Source organism: Streptomyces sp. Tue6028, from assembly GCF_002300165.1.
Classification (GTDB): domain Bacteria; phylum Actinomycetota; class Actinomycetes; order Streptomycetales; family Streptomycetaceae; genus Streptomyces; species Streptomyces siamensis.
Map to the genome: position 1 here is coordinate 203,464 of NZ_MLCE01000012.1, position 16,287 is coordinate 219,750.

Genomic DNA, 16,287 nt, shown 5'->3' on the forward strand with positions numbered 1-16,287 from the left:
CACTGGGACGACGACCGCTCAGGCCCCCACCCGGATGACGACCTTGCCGAAAGCCGCCGCGCTCTCGTAGTGGCGGAAGGCCTCGTGGACCTCGTCGAAGCCGAAGACGCGGTCGATGACCGGGCGCGTCCCGTGCAGCGTCAGCGCCCGGTTCATGGACTCGAAGTGCGCTCGACTGCCGACGAACACCCGGCGGATCGTCGCCAGACTCGCCGCGTACGCCGCATTGGAGATCTCGATGCCCGGCCTGCGCGGGGCGCCGGTGATCAGGAGCACGATCTGGCCGTAGAGCGCGGCGGCGCGCATCGACTGCTCGATGGTGTCGGGGCCGTTCGTCTCGACGACTAGGTCCGCACCGCGACCGCCGGTCAACTCCTTCACCGTCAACCCCCATTCGGGGCTCTCCGCGTAGTTGACTACGTGGTCCGCGCCGAGCGCCTTGAGACGGTCGGCCTTCGCGGCGCTCGACGTCGTCGCGATGACCTCGGCGCCCAGCATCTTGGCGAACTGCACTACGAACAGGGACAGTGCGCCGGCGCCCAGGGTGAGCACGGTCTGGCCGGGGGCCAGGGGCTCGCCGCCCGTCAGGGAGTGCCAGGCGGTGACTCCGGCACAGGGCAGGCAGGCCGCTTCCTCCCAGGTCAGGTGGTCCGGGACGCGTACAGCGGCCTCCTGGTCGAGGGCGGTGTACTCGGTGAGCATGCCGTTCAGGGTGGCGCCCGGCTGGTCGAACTGGGTCGGAGTGATCCTTCCGTCGCGCCAGTTGGGGAAATACGTGCCCGCCACCCGGTCGCCGACCGCGAACCGGGTCACCTCCCCTCCCACCGCGACGACTTCGCCTGCCCCGTCGCTCACCGGGATCACATCCGGCACGGCCTTCAGCGGGTAGGTCCCCTTCATGAGCAGGAGATCGCGCTTGTTGAGGGAGACGGCCCGGACACGGACAAGGATTTCGCGCGGGCCGGGCTCCGGGCAGTCGGTTTCGCGCGGGACGATGCCGTCGAGGGTGCCGAGCGTTTCGAGGTGGTAGGCGCGCATGTCCGCTCCCTGAGGTCTGCTCTGTGGATGCATCCATGCTGATCGCACGGGGTACGTCGCTCAATTCCCGGCAAGGTATGACAGCCCGCCGGGACGGCGAGGTCGTAGGGACGGCTGTCGTCGTGAAGAGCGCCACGTCGCAGAAACCGCGATGTCGTACCCGTGACGTACAACTGGTCCCATGACCACCAGCATCTCCACCGAGCCCCCTCCCTTCGCCCGGGAGCTGTTGCGCTGGCGCACCGCGCGTCGGGTCAGTCAGCTGGAGCTCGCCTCGCGGGCGGGGACGACGCAGCGGTACGTCAGTTTCATCGAGCGTGGGCGTTCGGTGCCCGGCAGAGAGATCGTGATCAGGCTCGCCGAGTCGCTGGAGCTGACGCTGCGGGAGCGCAACTCATTGCTTCTGGCGGCCGGTTACGCGCCGGCGTTCGCCGAGTCTCCGCTCGACGCGGTCGCGCTGAAGCCCGTACGGGAGGCGCTGGACAGCATTCTCGAAGGGCATCTGCCCTATCCGGCCGTGGTGGCGGGGCCACGGGGTGAACTCGTCGCGGCCAACGAGGCGTTCGACGTTCTCACCGAGGGCGTCGCCCCGGAACTGCTCGCACCGCCCGTCAATGTTCTACGGCTCGCGCTGCATCCGAGCGGGATGGCGTCACGGGTGGTGAACCTGGACGCGTGGGGGCAGCACATCGTGGAGAACCTGCGGGCCCGGGCCGCCCGCAGCCCTGATCCCCTGCTCGACGCGCTGGCCGAGGAACTGACGGAGTACGTACCGGCCAGCGCGCCCGGCGCGGACTACCTCGGCTTCGCCGTACCGCTGCGACTGCGCTGCGCGGAGGGCGAGTTGAGACTGCTCACCACGCTGACGTCGTTCGCGACGGCGGTGGACGTCACGCTCGCCGAGCTCCACCTGGAGGCGTTCCTCCCGGCGGACCGGGAGACGGCGGAGATCCTGCGGAAGCGGGCCGCGCAGCGCACGTGACCAGCACTCATGATCAGCGCACGTGATCAGCTCGCCCGACCAGCTCGTCTGATCGGCGCACATGCTCAGCACACGTGATCAGCACACGTGATCAGCGCAGGTGAGACGTGTCGTTGAACAGCCGGACACTCGCGTTGCCGTCCGCGTAGTACGCCACCGCGGAGAGCGAGGCCGCGGACAGTTCCATGCGGAACAGGGACTCCGGCGGGGCGCCGAGGGCGAGGCGTACGAGGGTCTTGATCGGGGTGACGTGCGAGACGAGCAGGACGGTGCGGCCGGCGTACGAGGCGATCAGCTTGTCGCGGGTGGCGGCCATACGACGGGCGGTCGCCGCGAAGCTCTCGCCGCCGCCGGTCGGTTCGGCCTTCGGTGAGGCGAGCCAGGCGTTCAGGTCGTCGGGGTAGCGCTCCCGCACCTCGCCGAACGTCAGCCCCTCCCAGGCACCGAAGTCCGTCTCGCGCAGCCCGTCCTCGATGACCACGTCGAGGCCGAGGCGGGCGGCGACGGCGCCCGCGGTCTCGCGGGTCCGGGTGAGCGGCGACGCCACGATCGCCTGGATCGTGCCGCGTGCGGCGAGCGCAGCGGCGACCCGTTCGGCCTGTTCACGGCCGACGTCCGACAGCGACGGGTCGCTGCCGCCGCTGCCCGAGAACCGCTTCTGCGGGGTCAGGAGGGTCTCGCCGTGGCGCAGCAGGACGAAGGTGGCGGGAGCGCCCATGTCGGGGGCCGCGCCCCAGCCGACGGTCGGCGCCTTGCCCTCCGCGGGGGCGGCCGTGCCGGCCGTGCCTGTCGCCGCCGCCACGGTGCGTGCTGCGCGCCTGTCGGCCTCCGACGTCGCGGCGTCGCCGCCGGGCGGCCGGGCGCTTTCGGATGTCGTCGAGCCGCGGGTCGCCGGGGGCTGGGCGCGCAGTTCCCCGCGCCCCTGAAGGGGCGCTCCCGGAGCCGGTGCGGCAGAGGGTTCCGTGTCGCCGCCGGGAGGCGGGGCGGTGTCGGACGTCGTCGAGTCGCGGGTCCCTGTCGGCTGGGCGCGCCGTTCCTCGCGCCCCTGAAGGGGCGCTCCCGACGCCGGTGCGGCAGAGGGAGCCGTATGGTCCCGTGCGCCCGCGAGTGCCGCGCGGGCCCTCGCGGCGCCCGCCGCCGCGTCCCCGGGCGGGCCGGACGGCTCGGGCGGACCGGCCGTCGTCGTCCGCGCGTCCAGCTCCGCCGTCGACGCGGACGGCGACCACTGCTCCCCGCGCTTGCCCGCGTCCATCGCCTCGTTGGCCAGCCGGTCCGCGTGCTTGTTGCGCTCCCGGGGGATCCACTCGTACGTCACCTGCGACGCCGGGAAGATCCGCGCCGCCTCGGCGGCCAGCGGCTTCATGTCCGGGTGCTTGATCTTCCAGCGTCCCGACATCTGCTCGACGACGAGTTTGGAGTCCATGCGAACCCGGACCGAGGCGGTCGGGTCCAGCTCGCGGGCCGCGCGCAGGCCCGCCACCAGACCCTTGTACTCGGCCACGTTGTTGGTGGCGATGCCGATGTACTCGGCGCGCTCCACCAGGGTCTGGCCCGTGGCCGCGTCGGCGACCACGGAGCCGTAGCCCGCGGGCCCCGGGTTGCCCCGGGAACCGCCGTCGGCCTCGACGATGAACTCCCGCACGCGCCAGGCCCCTTACAGGCCGGACTCGGAGGTGCGCACCAGGATGCGGCGGCAGTTCTCGCAGCGCAGCACGGTGTCCGGGGAGGCCGCCTTCACCTCGTTGACCTCGGTGATGTTGAGCTCCAGGCGGCAGCCCTCGCAGCGACGCTGGTAGAGCCGCGCGGCACCGATGCCGCCCTGCTGCTCGCGCAGCTTGTCGTAGAGCTTCAGCAGGTCGGCGGGGATGGTGCCGGCGATGACCTCGCGCTCCTTGGTCACCGAGGCCGACTCGCCGTCGAGCTGCTCGAAGGCCGCGTCCCGGCGGGCGGTCGCGTCGTCGATCTTCTGCTGCACGGAGGAGACGCGGCCGGTCAGCTCGGCCACCCGCTCCTGGGCGGACTCACGGCGCTCCATGACCTCCAGGACGACGTCCTCGAGGTCGCCCTGGCGCTTGGCGAGGGAGGTGATCTCGCGCTGGAGGTTCTCCAGGTCCTTCGGGGAGGTGACGGCACCCGAGTCGAGGCGCTGCTGGTCGCGGGTCGCGCGCTGGCGCACCTGGTCGACGTCCTGCTCGGCCTTGGTCTGCTCGCGGGCGCAGTCGCTCTCCTCGGTCTGCGCGGCGACGAGCAGGTCGCGCAGCTGCGTGAGGTCCTTGTTCAACGAGTCGATCTCGGCGTGCTCGGGCAGCGACCTCCGCTTGTGCGCGAGCTGCTGCAGGCGTACGTCGAGGGCCTGGACGTCGAGAAGTCGGATCTGGTCGGCGGGCGCGGCGTTCAGTTGGGGGCTCCTGATGTGTCGGTGTGAGAGGCCGCGTGGGCGGTCCAGGGGTCGGTGACCGTTTTGGAGACGTGGACGCGAAGTCCCCATCCGTGCCGGTCGGAGATCTCGTCGAGCTGGGCGGCGGCCAGCTCGCACCAGGGCCACTCGGTGGCCCAGTGCGCCGCGTCGAGCAGCGCGAGAGGACTGTGGGCGCGGGCCTCGGACACCGGGTGGTGGCGCAGGTCCGCGGTGAGGAAGGCGTCCACGCCTGCGGCGCGCACGTCGTCGAAGAGGCTGTCGCCCGAGCCGCCGCTGACCGCGACGGTCCGTACGAGTGCCTCGGGGTCGCCGGCGACGCGGATGCCCTGCGCGGTGGCGGGCAGCCGCTCGGCGACGCGCGCGGCGAGGTCGCGGACGGTCAGCGGATGGTCCAGCTCGCAGACGCGGCCGAGGCCACGGCGGCCCTCCGGGTCGGCGGGGTCCGGCACGAGGGGCCGTACGACCCGCAGGTCCAGCGCGCCGGCGAGGGCGTCCGAGACGCCGGGGTCGGCGCGGTCCGCGTTGGTGTGGGCCACGTGCAGCGCGACGTCGTTCTTGATCAGGGTGTGGACGACCCGGCCCTTGAAGGTGCCGGCCGCGACCGTCGTCGTACCGCGGAGGTAGAGCGGGTGGTGGGTGACGAGCAGGTCGGCGCCCAGCTTCACCGCCTCGTCGACGATGTCCTGGACCGGGTCGACGGCGAACAGCACGCGCGTGACCTCCTGGTCGGGGTCGCCGCAGACGGTGCCGACCGCGTCCCACCCCTCGGCCCTCTCGGGGGGCCAGAGAGCGTCGAGCGCGGCGATGACTTCAGACAGACGGGGCACGGGGAAAAGGCTACCTGCCCCGTGTCCGTACCCGGCCTGCCGCGGGCCACTCGACCAGGGGCCCGGCGGCGCGCGGCTCCCGGCGCGCGCGGTCCGCCCCGTCTCCTGACCACCGTTCAGCACACCCGCCCCCGTTTCCTCAGGCGAATCCCGACATGGCCACCCTTATGTGTGAAGCGGCAGCTCGTCGGTCCCACGTCTGTGCGTGCGAAAACTAGCTTCGTCGCCGGAGGTGACCGAACGATGACGGCCTGTGCGACGGAGCCCGGGGCGGAGAACGCGTCGGGGCTCGTGCCGGAGGACCCCGCGGGGCTCGTACCGGACCACGCGACGACACCGCTCGCGGCGGATCACCCGGCGGGGACGGCGGCGGAGTTCGTGCCGGACCGCTCCGCGGGGGCGCCGGCGGAGACCGCGGCGCCGGCGCCCGCGGCACCGCTGCCCGCGACGGACCGCTCGGCGGGGAGCGCACCGGGCACCGCGCCGGAGCCCACCGCGGGCCTCACGCCCGACAGCGCGCCGGGGGTCGCCCCGGGCCGCGCCGTGAACGCCACGGCGGGGAACGCGCCGCGCTACGCGGTCGAGCCCGCTGCGGTCCGCACGGCGGAGAGCGCGGCCGCGCGTACGGCCTGGATCGCGGCGGCCCCTGTCCCGGGGAGCGCGGAGGGGAACGCGTCCGACCGCGCCGCGGGTGACGTGCGGGGCAGCACGACGGGGGTTGCGGCGGACCGCACCGCGGGCGGCGCCGCAGGGCGCGCGACGAGGAGCGCTCCCGAACGCACCGTGGGCTTCGGGACGCGGAGCACGACCTGGGTCGCGGTGAACCACGACGTGAGCCCCGGCGCGGTGAGCACGACGGACCCCTCCCCGGGTGCCCCGGCGGGGAGCGCGCTCGACCGCGCCGTACGGATCGCGCGGGAGAGCGCGACCGGGACCCCGGCCGACCCCGCCGTCGAGGTCGCGACAGCCGGCACGAGCTGGACCACGACGAACCCCACCGCCGGTGACGCGACGGACACCGCGACCTGGACGATGGCGAACCCCGCCGTCGGCGCCGAGACAGACAGCGCACCCCGGAACGTGCCCGGCCCTGCCGTCGACACCGCGACAGCCAGCACGAACTGGACCGCGCCCGGCCCGACCGTCGACGTCGCGACGGACACCGCGACCTGGACCACGGCGCACCCCGCCGTCGGTGCAGAAACGAACAGCGCGACCTGGGCCATGGCGGACCCCGCCGTCGGCATCGCGGCGGGGAATCCGCCCGGAGGCGCGGGCGACGGCGCGTGGGGGCGCGCGCCGGGGATCGTGGCCGACCGCACCACGGGCGTCGTCGTCCGGAGCGCCGGCGGACGCGCCGCCGACGTCCCGCTGCAGCGCGCGGCCGACGGCGTGTGGGTCGTCGCGGCGAACGGCGCGACCGACGCTGCCGTCGGCACCACGCGGGACAGCCGCGCCGAGCTCGCCGCCGGCGGCACTGCGGGCGGCGGCGCGTGGGGTAGCGGCGCGGCGGACCGCGCTGCACCAGCCGTGGGGAGCGCGGCGGCCCCCGCCGTCGGCGCCCCGCGGGAGCGCGCGAGCCGGGGCACGGCCGGCCACGCCGGAGAAGCGGGTGGCCAGGTCCGCGACGGGGCGGTCGGGGACGCAGGTGGCCAGGTCCGGATCGGGGACGCGCGTGGCCAAGTCCAGGACAGGTCGGCCACGGACGCGCGTGGCCAGATCCGGCACGGGGCGGTCGGGGACGCAGGTGGCCAGGCCTGGATCGGGGACGCGCGTGGCCAAGTCCAGGACAGGTCGGCCACGGACGCGCGTGGCCAGATCCGGCACGGGGCGGTCGGGGACGCAGGTGGCCAGGCCCGGATCGGGGACGCGCGTGGCCAAGTCCAGGACAGGTCGGCCACGGACGCGCGTGGCCAGGTCCGCGACGGGGCGGTCGGGACCGACGTGGAGGCGGTGGGTATGGACGAGGGCGCGTGGGCCGCGGGGCCCGGGTGTGTGATCGCCGCCGACGGCACGTACGCCGCGCGGCTCGCCCTCGACGGCGCGTCCTGGTACCCGGAGCGCTGGACGCTGGACGGGCCCGAGCCGTACGCCGTGCCGCTCCCGGTCAACCAGCCGGAGGAGCCCGGCACGGAGGTGCAGCCGCTGTCCGACGGACGGGTGCTGATCCACCGGGTCGTGGACGGTCGGCACACCTTCTCGCTGCTGTACCCGACGGGGCCGGGCACCGGCGAACTGCCGCTCGGCGCCGTCGAGTGCCCCGACCGCGAGACCCGGCTGCGGCTGCTGCCGCCCGCGCCGGGCGGGGAGCGCGCGTACGCCCTCGCCGTCGGCCGCGGCTCCACGACGGTGTGGCTGGTGGCGGGCGGCGCGTTCGGCCCCGAGCACGTCGCCGAGGTGCCGGGCCACTGCTCGGGCGGCGTCTGGCTGGACCGCACCGGCCGGCTGCTCGCCCTGGACCGGTTCCAGGACGGCCGCACCAAGTCGGTGGTCGTCGACCTGGAGCGCGGCGGCGAGATGTCCCCGCTCCTGCAGATCACCGAGCGCAGCAACGACCGTCTGCTCCTCGCGGACGCCGACAGCGGGCTCCTGCTCATCCGCTCCGACGCGCCGTCGCCGGGCCACGACCGCCTCGGCTGGGGCGTCCTCGGCAGCACCCTCCCGGTCCGCTTCCCGGACTGCCTGCGTGCGCCGGAACACACCGTCACACCCTTCGCGATCCAGCCCGGCCAGGTACTCACCCCCGAGACCTGCGCGGTGGCCCTGCGCATCGACGGCCCGGCCGGCACCTGGCTGGGCATCTGGCGCCCCGCCGAACGCCATGTCCACCAACTCCCCGCGCCGGCGGGATGGCTGGCGGGCACCGGACTGTGGACCAAAGAGGGGGTGCTCCAACTGCCGTACGCGACGGGTGCGGTGCGGTGCGGCGTGGCCCGGGTGGGAGCGCCCGCGGGGACGGGGGAAGGGGATGGGGGTCCTGACCGGGACGCCGTTCAGGACCCCGCCCCGCCCGTCGCCGCCCGTCCCGTCCCCCTCCAGCAGGCGCCCCTGAAGGGCCGGGTGGTACGTCAGGTCGCCCCGGTGCCGTCACCCGCCGACACCTCTGTGGTGACGGCCGGTTAGAATCCCCCGGCTGCACAGAAGGATCTTGCATACGGGGTGAACACACAGATGAGCGACACGAGCATCAAGGAACCGCAGGTCACCGCCGACGAGGCCACGGCCCTCGCCGAAGGTCACGGCAGGCACCGCGGTCCGGTCTCCGGCCATGACGACGAGGCGACCCCACAGGGACGCCACCGCAAGCCGTCCGAGCAGACGGACCTGTCGATCTGACGGCACGTCGTAACCGGCACACGGCCCCGCTCGCCGACGGCGAGCGGGGCCGTTCTGTGCGGGGCTCCCCCGGGCCCCACGTGCGGGCGGCGTCCGACTCCCCCGCTGTCGCGGCGGCCTTGTCCGGCTGCGGACCGGCCTCCACAATCGAGACCCACGGTACGGAACTGACATCCGCGGGGGTATCCCAGATTCCTGGGATATGACGGGCCGATATTCCGGGGACATGCCGATGACTCCTGCCGAGACCACCGCCCGCCTCGAACGCGCCCTGCGCGGCGAGCTCAACGCACTCGCCGTCCTCGACCGCACCAGCCGCGTCCTGCTCGATGCCGTGCCGGCGGACATCTGGTGCGGAGTCGTCCTCGACCCCTCGACGCTGCTGGACACCGGGGGCCAGCACGAGTCCGGCTTCCCCGAGTCGAGCATGCGCCGCCTCTTCGAGATCGAGCACGTGGAGCAGGACGACGTCGACAACCTGCGGGCGCTGGCCCGGCGCCCGGGCAGGGTGAGCCTGCTGAGCCGCTCCACCCACGGCCGGCTCGACGACAGCAAGTACTACCGCGAGATCCTGCACCCCCTGGGGCTCACCGACGAGTTGCGCGTCCTGCTGCGGGACGGCCGGCGCACCTGGGGTCTGCTCGTGCTCTGCCGGGACGGGCACACCCGCGCCTTCTCCTCGGCCGACCTCGCCGTCGCCGAGGCGGTGAGCGTGCCGGCCTGCGCCGCGCTGCGCCGTTCGCTGCTGCTGTCCGGCGTGGACTCGGGCCCGCTGCCGGACGCGCCGGGCTGGGTGGTCCTCGACGGCGATCTGGAGGTGCGGTCGATGTCGCCGACGGCGCAGCACTGGCTGGACCGGCTCCAGGAGCGGCACGCGCCGGGCCGCGGCAAGGCGGGCCCGTACCTGATGCGGGCGCTGGCCGTGCAGGCGCGGGGCGAGGTGGCCGGGGCCGGCGCGCATGTGCGGGCGCCGACGAGCGCGGGGCGGTGGATCTCGCTGCGGGCCTGGCCCGTCGACCAGGGCGGCGAACCCACCACGGTGGTGTCGGTGGGCCCCACCGATCCCGGCGAGCTGACCGCGCTGGTCCTCGACGTGTACGGGCTGTCGCCGCGTGCGCGGCAGATCGCCCAGCTCGTGCTGCTGGGCCGCTCGACCAGTGAGATCGCCCGGCAGCTCGGGGTCTCCGCGTACACCGTTCAGGACCATCTCAAGCAGATCTTCGACAAGGTGGGGGTGCGCAGCCGCCGGGAACTCGTCGCCGAGCTGTTCTTCCGGCACTACTTGCCCCAGCTGGCGCACCCTCCCCTGTCGACCGACGGCCGCCTGCTCGGCGGCCCGGACGGCTGACCTCCCGGATCCGGGGCGGCCGGACAACTGTCCTTCCGGAACCGGGGCGGTCCGGAACCAGGCCGGCCCGGAGCCGGGCGGCCCTGAAGCGGGGCCGCCCCCTACGGTCGTCACCCGTGCTTGAGCCCCAGCACCTCCGCGGCCGCGAACGTCTCGCCCTTCGGCCGGTCGGCGTAGTACGGCGTGAGCAGCGCGTCGAGTTCGTCGTGGCTGAAGGCGTCCTGCTTGGAGTCGAACTTGGCGGCGACACGGGGGCGTTCGACGATCGCGACCATGCCGCCGTGCACGACGATGAGCTGCCCGTTGACATGTCCGGCGGCGGGCGCGGCCAGATAGCCGACGAGGGGGGCGACATGCTCGGGGGCGAGCGGGTCGAGGCCCTCGTCGGGCTCGGCGAACCCCGCGAAGACGTCCTCCGTCATCCGGGTCCGGGCGCGTGGGCAGATGACGTTCGCCGTGACGCCGTACTTGGCCAGCGCCAGGGCGCTCGACGTGGTCAGGCCGACGATCCCGCCCTTCGCCGCCGCGTAGTTGGGCTGTCCGGCGGAGCCCGCGAGGAAGGCCTCCGAGGAGGTGTTCACGATGCGCCCGTACACGGGGCCGCCGGCCGCCTTGGACCGCGCCCGCCAGTGCGCGGACGCGAAGCGGGTGGTGTTGAAGTGGCCCTTCAGGTGCACCCGGATCACCGAGTCCCACTCGTCCTCGGACATCGAGAAGACCATCCGGTCGCGCAGGATGCCCGCGTTGTTGACGAGGACGTCGAGTTTCCCGAACTCGGTGACCGCCAGTTCCACCAGCAGGCGGGCCTGTTCGTGGTCGGCGACGTCCCCGGTGTGGGCGACGGCCCGGCCACCCGCGGCGCGGATCTCGGCGGCGACCTCCTCGGCGGGCGTGGCCGAGGACGCGCCCGACCCGTCCCGCCGGGACTGGCCGTAGTCGTTGACGACGACGGCCGCGCCCAGCCGGGCGAGCTCCAGTGCCTCGGCCCGGCCGAGGCCGCGTCCCGCGCCGGTGACGATCGCGGCGAGACCCTCAAGTGGCAGTGACATCAAAGTCCTTAGCGGTTGTGGGGTCAGATCTCGATGCAGGTGCGCAGCGCGGTGCCCGTGCGCATCTGGTCGAGTGCCTCGTTGATCCCGGCCAGCGGCACCCGGTGGGTGATCAGGCCCTCCAGGTCGATGCGGCCGGCCCGCCACAGGGCGATGGTGCGCTCGTAGGACCGGAGGACGTCCCCGCCGCCGTACATGGACGGCAGGATGCGCTTCTCGTCGAAGAACAGCTCGAACATGTTGAGCTGGAGGAAGTCGTCCATGGCTCCCGCGCCGACGACCACGAGGGTCCCGCCGCGGCGGGTGTTGTCGTACGCCGTGCGTGCCGTGGCCGACTTGCCGACGACCTCGAAGACGTAGTCGAAGCCCTCGCCGCCCGTCACCGACTGTTTGGCGTCGGCGAGTTCGTCGGGCGAGAGGGCCTTCGTGGCGCCGAACCTCAGCGCGGCCTCGCGGCGCGAGGCGACCGGGTCGACGGCGACGATCTCGGCGGCGCCCTTGAGCCGCGCGCCCTGGATCGCGGAGATGCCGACGCCGCCGCAGCCGATGACGGCGACCGACGAACCGGCCTCCAGGTCGGCGGTGTTGAGGGCGGCACCGAGCCCGGTGGTGACGCCGCAGCCGATGAGGGCCGCGATGTCGTAGGGCACGTCGTCGGGGATGGGCACCGCGCAGCCCGCGTCGACGACGACCTCCTCGGTGAAGGTGCCGGTGCCGGCGAAGCCGAAGACGTCGCCGCCGGGGCGTTTGAAGTTGGGGGTGCCCGCGTTCATGAATCCGGCCAGACACAGTTCGGTCTGCCCACGCTTGCAGGCGGGGCAGACGCCGCAGGCGGGCAGCCAGCAGACGACGACCCGGTCGCCGGGCTTGAGGTGGCTCACCCCGTCGCCGATCTCGGTGATCTCCCCGGCGCCCTCGTGGCCGGGGACGAACGGCGCGGGCTGCGGCAGTACGCCGTTCATCGCGGACAGGTCCGAGTGGCACAGCCCGGTGGCGCGCACCCGGATCCTCACCTTGCCGGGCCCGAAGCCCACCGCCTCGACGTCGTCGAACACTTCGAGCTTGTCCTGGCCTATCTCCTGCTGTACGGCTGCGCGCATGGTGCGGCTCCCCTCGGAAGGTCCCCTCGGACGTGCGGGCGTACTGAAGTGCTGGAGTCCTGGGTGCCGGCGGCCCTGGGGTGTCCGGCGGCGCTCAGGAGTGTTCGACGACCGTGTCGGCCAGTACCGGGGCGTCGTCCCGTTCGACCGCGGCGACCGCCACCTGGACCGAGCCGTCCCGCCGCCACATCCGGATGCGCAGGGTCTCGCCGGGGAAGACGACGCCGGCGAAGCGTGTGGTGTACGAACGGACGCGGGTGACGTCGCCGCCCAGGAGGGTGTCGACGACCGCCTTGAGCGTCATTCCGTAGGTGCACAGTCCGTGCAGGATGGGCCGGTCGAATCCGGCGAGTTTGGCGAACTCGGGGTCGGCGTGCAGCGGGTTCCAGTCCCCGGAGAGCCGGTAGAGCAGCGCCTGGTCCTCGCGGACGGGCCGTTCGACGGTCCGGTCCGGTGGGCCCGTCGGCGCTTCGAGGCGGGTGGAGGGGCCGCGGTCGCCGCCCCAGCCGCCTTCCCCCCGGACGAAGATCTGGGCGTCGTTGGTCCACAGCGGGCCGTCGGCGTCGGCGACCTCGGTGCGCATGACGAGGATCGCCGCCTTGCCCTTGTCGTAGACGGCGGCGATGCGTCCGGTGGCGGTGGCGGTGCCCTCGACGGGGATCGGGCGGTGCAGTCGCACGGTCTGGCCGCCGTGCAGGACGCGGGCGAGGTCGACGTCGACACCGGGCATGGACAGTCCGCTGATCACACCGGGAGAGCCGGCGCCCGCGACGGTCGCGAAGCTGGGCAGGACGTGCAGCCTGGATTCGAGGGTGTAGCGCAGCTCGTCGGGGTCGGTCGCGGGGACGCCCGCGCCGACGCCCAGGTGGTAGAGCTGGACGTCCCGGTGGTTCCAGGTGATCTCTCCGGTCCGGGGTTCCGCGGCGACGGCCTTGGCGGCGTCAATGGGCATGGGGCTCCTGATGACTAGCGCGAGAGACCTCGGTGCGGCCGTCCGCACCGTCGGCCGCACCGAGGTCGACACTGGGCCGCGGAACCCGCCCGTGCTAGAACGCGTTCCAGTCCGGCGCCCCCTTGTATAGCCCAGCGCCCAGCACTTGTGAAGACTACTGACGCCATGTCAGATCCGCGGGTCGCCACGGTCACCCGTGACATTTGTCCCGGCCGATCGCCCACAAGTGCATCTGCCGGGCGCGCCCGCCCGCCCCTAGCGTCGTAGCCATGACAAAGACGACGGGGACAGAGCCGATGGCGGGGGCACGGTCGGCCGTGTCCTTCGAGGGGGCGGCCAAGACCTTCGGCGACATACGCGCCGTGGACGGGGTGAACCTCACGATCGCGCGGGGCGAGACGGTGGCGCTGCTGGGCCGCAACGGCGCCGGCAAGTCGACGACGATCTCCCTGCTGCTCGGGCTGAACGAGCCCGACGAGGGCACGGTGACGCTCTTCGGCAGCCGCCCGGAGGAGTCCGTGCGGGCCGGGCGGGTCGGCGCGATGCTCCAGGACACACGGCCGGTGCCCCGCGTCACCGTGCGGGAACTGGTGGCCTTCGTGGCCGGACGCTACCCGGCGCCGCTGTCGGTGGACGAGGCGCTGGAACTCGCGGGCATCGCGGACCTGGCGGCCCGGCGCGTCGACCGGCTCTCCGGAGGACAGACGCAGCGGGTGCGGTTCGCGGTGGCGCTCGCCGGGAATCCCGCGCTGATCGTGCTCGACGAGCCGACCGCCGCCCTGGACGTGGAGGCGCGGCACGCCTTCTGGGGCTCGATGCGGGGGTACGCGCGACGCGGCCACACGGTGGTCTTCTCCACCCACTACCTGGAGGAGGCCGACGCGCACGCGGACCGGATCGTCGTCATCGACCACGGCCGGATCGTCGCGGACGGCACCGGGGAGCAGCTCAAGCGGTCGGTGGGCGGCAATCTGGTCTCCTTCGACCTCGCGGGGCAGGGCACGGAGGGTCTGGCGCTGCTGCCCGGCGTCGTCTCGGTGGAGATACGCGGGGACCGGGCCCGGCTGCGCACGGACGACTCGGACGCGACGGTGATCGCGCTGGCCGAGCTCGGGGCGATACGCGGCCTGGAGGTCGTGCCCGCCTCCCTCGACGACGCGTTCATGGCGCTGACCTCACAGGTTCTGGAGACGGTGTGATGCTGGACTATCTGCGACTCGAAGTGCGCCGGACGCTGCGCGACACCGGCTTCGTGATCGGCGGCATCGCGATGCCGGTCATGATGTACCTGCTCTTCACCAATCTCGGCGGCGGTGACGACGGCGAGTGGAAGACGGCGTCCATGGTCGGCATGGCCGCGTACGGCGCGGTCGGCTCGGCCCTGAACACCGGCGGCGGGGTCGCCGAGGACAAGGTGATCGGCTGGCTGCGGCAGCTGCGGGTGACGCCGATGACGCCGCGCGAGGTGGTGGTCGGGCGGACGCTGACCGGATCGGTCACCGTGCTGCCCGCGATCACCGCGGTGCTGGCGGCGGGCGGCCTGGTCAACGGCGTACGGCTGCACCTGTGGCAGTGGGCGGCGATCGCCGTGCTGCTGTGGCTGGGCTCGGTGCCCTTCACCCTGCTGGGCCTCGGCAACGGCTACCGGCTGACCGCGCAGACGACGGGCGTCGCCAACATGGTGTGCAACCTGGGACTTTCGGTGGTCGGCGGGCTGTGGTTCCCGCTCGAGCTGTTCCCCGGCTGGCTGCGGTCCCTGGCGGTCTACACCCCCACGAACCGCTTCGCGCAGCTGGGCGTCTCGGTCGCGGACGGCCACGCCCCCGCCGCGGGTGGGGTGGCGGTGCTCACGGCGTGGCTGCTGGCCTTCGGTTCGTACGCGGTGTTCGCGTACCGTCGGTCCGCACGGACCGTCTGAGCGGGGAGCGGCGAGATGCCCTGGATGCGAGAGGTCACCTGCCAGTTGCACGAGTGGCGGGCGGCGCGGGCGCGCTGGAAGGCGGACATGGAGCGGTACAAGACCGAGCAGCGGGCCGCCCGCGCTTCGGGGAAGGAGGTCCGTGACCCCGGCCCGCCGCCCACCGGCTTCGCGCTGCTGCCGTGGCTGCTGATGGGCATGGGCGCCTTCTCCAACATCCTCCAGGGCCGGACGCAGCAGCCCTGGATCGGCGCCATCGGCCTGTTCGCCTTCAACTCGCTCTACATCTACGTGACCTTCCGCGCCTTCGTGAAGGAGACGCGCGAGGCCCGCTCCACCCGGGTGGCCCTGGTCCTGATGGGCCTGATCACCTGCACGCTGGCGATCGTGTACGGCGGCACCTGGCTGTACTTCTTCCCGCTGCTCGGACTGGCCACGGGCGCGATCATGCGAGGGGCCTGGCTCGGCCGGATCGGGTTCGCGCTGACGGCGCTCGCCGCCGTGGTCTCCGCGTACCGGGCCGGCTGGGACGCGGTGAACGTCGCCTACGGCACGTTCCTGTCCACGATGGTGACGGCCGCGATCCTCTCCCTGTCGGAGGCCGTGCGCGAACTGCGCGCGGCACGCGAGGAACTGGCGCGGCGCGCCGTCGAGAAGGAGCGGCTGCGTTTCTCCCGCGACCTGCACGACCTGCTCGGTCACACGCTGTCGGTGATCGTGGTGAAGTCGGAGGCGGCCCGCAGGCTGGCCCCGCGTGACCTGGACGCGGCACTCGTCCAGGTCACGGACATCGAGTCGGTGGGCCGCCAGGCCCTGACCGAGATCCGTGAGGCGGTCACCGGCTACCGCGAGGGCAGCCTGGCCACGGAACTGGACCGCGCCCGTTCCGCACTGTCCGCGGCCGGCGTCGAACCCGTCGTACGGCAGTCGGGCCCGCCGCTCGTCCCGCAGACCGAGGCGCTCCTGGGCTGGGTGGTCCGCGAGGCGGTCACCAATGTCGTGCGGCACAGCGGCGCGGCCCACTGCGAGATCACCGTCGACGGCACGCCCGACCGCGTCCGGCTGACCGTCACCGACGACGGCACGGGCTCGTCCGCGGGCTCGTCCGCCGCCGCAGGCATCGGCGGCACCGGCCTGAAGGGCCTCACCGAGCGCCTCGCGACGGCCGGCGGATCACTGGAGGCGGGACCGGGCGCCCGCACCGGTTTCCAGGTGCGGGCCGAACTCCCCGTGGAGGCGACCGACTTGACGGAGGTACCGGCGTGAGGACGGTGTCGGCGTGAGGAAGACCCCCGCGCCGATGCCTTGCGCACAAGCG

14 protein-coding genes are annotated in these 16,287 nt (G+C 73.3%); 7 read left to right on the top strand and 7 right to left on the bottom strand.

The window, feature by feature from the left end; translation table 11 throughout:
* Positions 1-18 precede the first annotated feature (18 nt).
* Positions 19-1,038 carry a zinc-dependent alcohol dehydrogenase family protein gene (locus tag BKI49_RS10460; protein ID WP_095933953.1) on the bottom strand — a complete coding sequence of 340 codons (1,020 nt, stop codon included), beginning with the start codon at positions 1,036-1,038 and terminating at the stop codon, positions 19-21.
* Positions 1,039-1,219: 181 nt separating this feature from the next.
* On the opposite strand from BKI49_RS10460, the gene BKI49_RS10465 reads away from it, so the two are divergent.
* A complete protein-coding gene (locus tag BKI49_RS10465; RefSeq protein ID WP_095933954.1) occupies positions 1,220-2,020 on the top strand; it encodes a helix-turn-helix domain-containing protein in 801 nt (266 codons plus the stop codon).
* A gap of 91 nt (positions 2,021-2,111) precedes the next feature.
* Here BKI49_RS10465 and BKI49_RS10470 read toward each other — a convergent pair whose 3' ends face one another.
* From BKI49_RS10470 to BKI49_RS10480, 3 genes are read right to left on the bottom strand one after another with little or no spacing between them, the layout of a single operon-like run.
* Positions 2,112-3,662: a bifunctional RNase H/acid phosphatase gene (locus BKI49_RS10470; protein WP_095933955.1), complete on the bottom strand. Its 1,551-nt coding sequence runs from the start codon at positions 3,660-3,662 to the stop codon at positions 2,112-2,114.
* Between the two features lie 12 nt (positions 3,663-3,674).
* Positions 3,675-4,418, bottom strand: a complete 744-nt coding sequence (locus tag BKI49_RS10475; RefSeq protein WP_179332404.1) for a zinc ribbon domain-containing protein — start codon at positions 4,416-4,418, stop codon at positions 3,675-3,677.
* Positions 4,415-5,266: a Nif3-like dinuclear metal center hexameric protein gene (locus BKI49_RS10480; RefSeq protein ID WP_095933957.1), complete on the bottom strand. Its 852-nt coding sequence runs from the start codon at positions 5,264-5,266 to the stop codon at positions 4,415-4,417. The genes BKI49_RS10475 and BKI49_RS10480 overlap by 4 nt, the downstream gene beginning before the upstream one ends.
* Before the next feature lie 1,959 nt (positions 5,267-7,225).
* On the opposite strand from BKI49_RS10480, the gene BKI49_RS10485 reads away from it, so the two are divergent.
* From BKI49_RS10485 to BKI49_RS10490, 3 genes are all read left to right on the top strand, one after another.
* Positions 7,226-8,389 carry a hypothetical protein gene (locus tag BKI49_RS10485; protein ID WP_095934126.1) on the top strand — a complete coding sequence of 388 codons (1,164 nt, stop codon included), beginning with the start codon at positions 7,226-7,228 and terminating at the stop codon, positions 8,387-8,389.
* 48 nt (positions 8,390-8,437) lie between these two features.
* Positions 8,438-8,602, top strand: a complete 165-nt coding sequence (locus tag BKI49_RS35235; protein ID WP_179332392.1) for a hypothetical protein — start codon at positions 8,438-8,440, stop codon at positions 8,600-8,602.
* A gap of 226 nt (positions 8,603-8,828) precedes the next feature.
* Positions 8,829-9,950, top strand: coding sequence for a LuxR C-terminal-related transcriptional regulator (locus BKI49_RS10490; protein ID WP_179332393.1), 1,122 nt, complete (start codon positions 8,829-8,831; stop codon positions 9,948-9,950).
* A 110-nt stretch (positions 9,951-10,060) separates the two neighbouring features.
* Here BKI49_RS10490 and BKI49_RS10495 read toward each other — a convergent pair whose 3' ends face one another.
* The 3 genes from BKI49_RS10495 to BKI49_RS10505 all read right to left on the bottom strand — a co-directional run bounded on the left by BKI49_RS10495 (position 10,061) and on the right by BKI49_RS10505 (position 13,051).
* The gene (locus BKI49_RS10495) at positions 10,061-10,999 is read right to left on the bottom strand and encodes a 3-oxoacyl-ACP reductase (RefSeq protein ID WP_095933959.1); all 939 of its coding nucleotides are present in this window, start codon (positions 10,997-10,999) and stop codon (positions 10,061-10,063) included.
* Between the two features lie 23 nt (positions 11,000-11,022).
* Positions 11,023-12,099 (bottom strand): Zn-dependent alcohol dehydrogenase, encoded by a 1,077-nt coding sequence (locus tag BKI49_RS10500; protein ID WP_095933960.1) that lies wholly within the window; start codon positions 12,097-12,099, stop codon positions 11,023-11,025.
* 94 nt (positions 12,100-12,193) lie between these two features.
* Positions 12,194-13,051, bottom strand: coding sequence for a MaoC/PaaZ C-terminal domain-containing protein (locus BKI49_RS10505; RefSeq protein WP_095933961.1), 858 nt, complete (start codon positions 13,049-13,051; stop codon positions 12,194-12,196).
* A 269-nt stretch (positions 13,052-13,320) separates the two neighbouring features.
* Between BKI49_RS10505 and BKI49_RS10510 the strand changes: the two genes are divergently transcribed.
* The 3 genes from BKI49_RS10510 to BKI49_RS10520 are packed head-to-tail and all read left to right on the top strand — an operon-like array spanning position 13,321 to position 16,235.
* Positions 13,321-14,250: an ABC transporter ATP-binding protein gene (locus BKI49_RS10510; protein WP_257004697.1), complete on the top strand. Its 930-nt coding sequence runs from the start codon at positions 13,321-13,323 to the stop codon at positions 14,248-14,250.
* Positions 14,250-14,969: an ABC transporter permease gene (locus BKI49_RS10515; protein WP_095933963.1), complete on the top strand. Its 720-nt coding sequence runs from the start codon at positions 14,250-14,252 to the stop codon at positions 14,967-14,969. The genes BKI49_RS10510 and BKI49_RS10515 overlap by 1 nt, the downstream gene beginning before the upstream one ends.
* Positions 14,970-14,984: 15 nt before the next feature.
* Positions 14,985-16,235: a sensor histidine kinase gene (locus BKI49_RS10520; RefSeq protein ID WP_095933964.1), complete on the top strand. Its 1,251-nt coding sequence runs from the start codon at positions 14,985-14,987 to the stop codon at positions 16,233-16,235.
* Positions 16,236-16,287: the final 52 nt, after the last annotated feature.

What these genes read in the sequence shown, in the direction of transcription:
- BKI49_RS35235 (WP_179332392.1), top strand. Translation starts at nt 8,438, where the DNA reads ATGAGCGACACGAGCATCAAGGAACCGCAGGTCACCGCCGACGAGGCC.
- BKI49_RS10495 (WP_095933959.1), bottom strand. Translation starts at nt 10,999, where the DNA reads ATGTCACTGCCACTTGAGGGTCTCGCCGCGATCGTCACCGGCGCGGGA.
- BKI49_RS10460 (WP_095933953.1), bottom strand. Translation starts at nt 1,038, where the DNA reads ATGCGCGCCTACCACCTCGAAACGCTCGGCACCCTCGACGGCATCGTC.
- BKI49_RS10485 (WP_095934126.1), top strand. Translation starts at nt 7,226, where the DNA reads ATGGACGAGGGCGCGTGGGCCGCGGGGCCCGGGTGTGTGATCGCCGCC.
- BKI49_RS10515 (WP_095933963.1), top strand. Translation starts at nt 14,250, where the DNA reads ATGCTGGACTATCTGCGACTCGAAGTGCGCCGGACGCTGCGCGACACC.
- BKI49_RS10510 (WP_257004697.1), top strand. Translation starts at nt 13,321, where the DNA reads ATGACAAAGACGACGGGGACAGAGCCGATGGCGGGGGCACGGTCGGCC.
- BKI49_RS10465 (WP_095933954.1), top strand. Translation starts at nt 1,220, where the DNA reads ATGACCACCAGCATCTCCACCGAGCCCCCTCCCTTCGCCCGGGAGCTG.
- BKI49_RS10500 (WP_095933960.1), bottom strand. Translation starts at nt 12,099, where the DNA reads ATGCGCGCAGCCGTACAGCAGGAGATAGGCCAGGACAAGCTCGAAGTG.
- BKI49_RS10505 (WP_095933961.1), bottom strand. Translation starts at nt 13,051, where the DNA reads ATGCCCATTGACGCCGCCAAGGCCGTCGCCGCGGAACCCCGGACCGGA.
- BKI49_RS10490 (WP_179332393.1), top strand. Translation starts at nt 8,829, where the DNA reads ATGCCGATGACTCCTGCCGAGACCACCGCCCGCCTCGAACGCGCCCTG.
- BKI49_RS10520 (WP_095933964.1), top strand. Translation starts at nt 14,985, where the DNA reads ATGCCCTGGATGCGAGAGGTCACCTGCCAGTTGCACGAGTGGCGGGCG.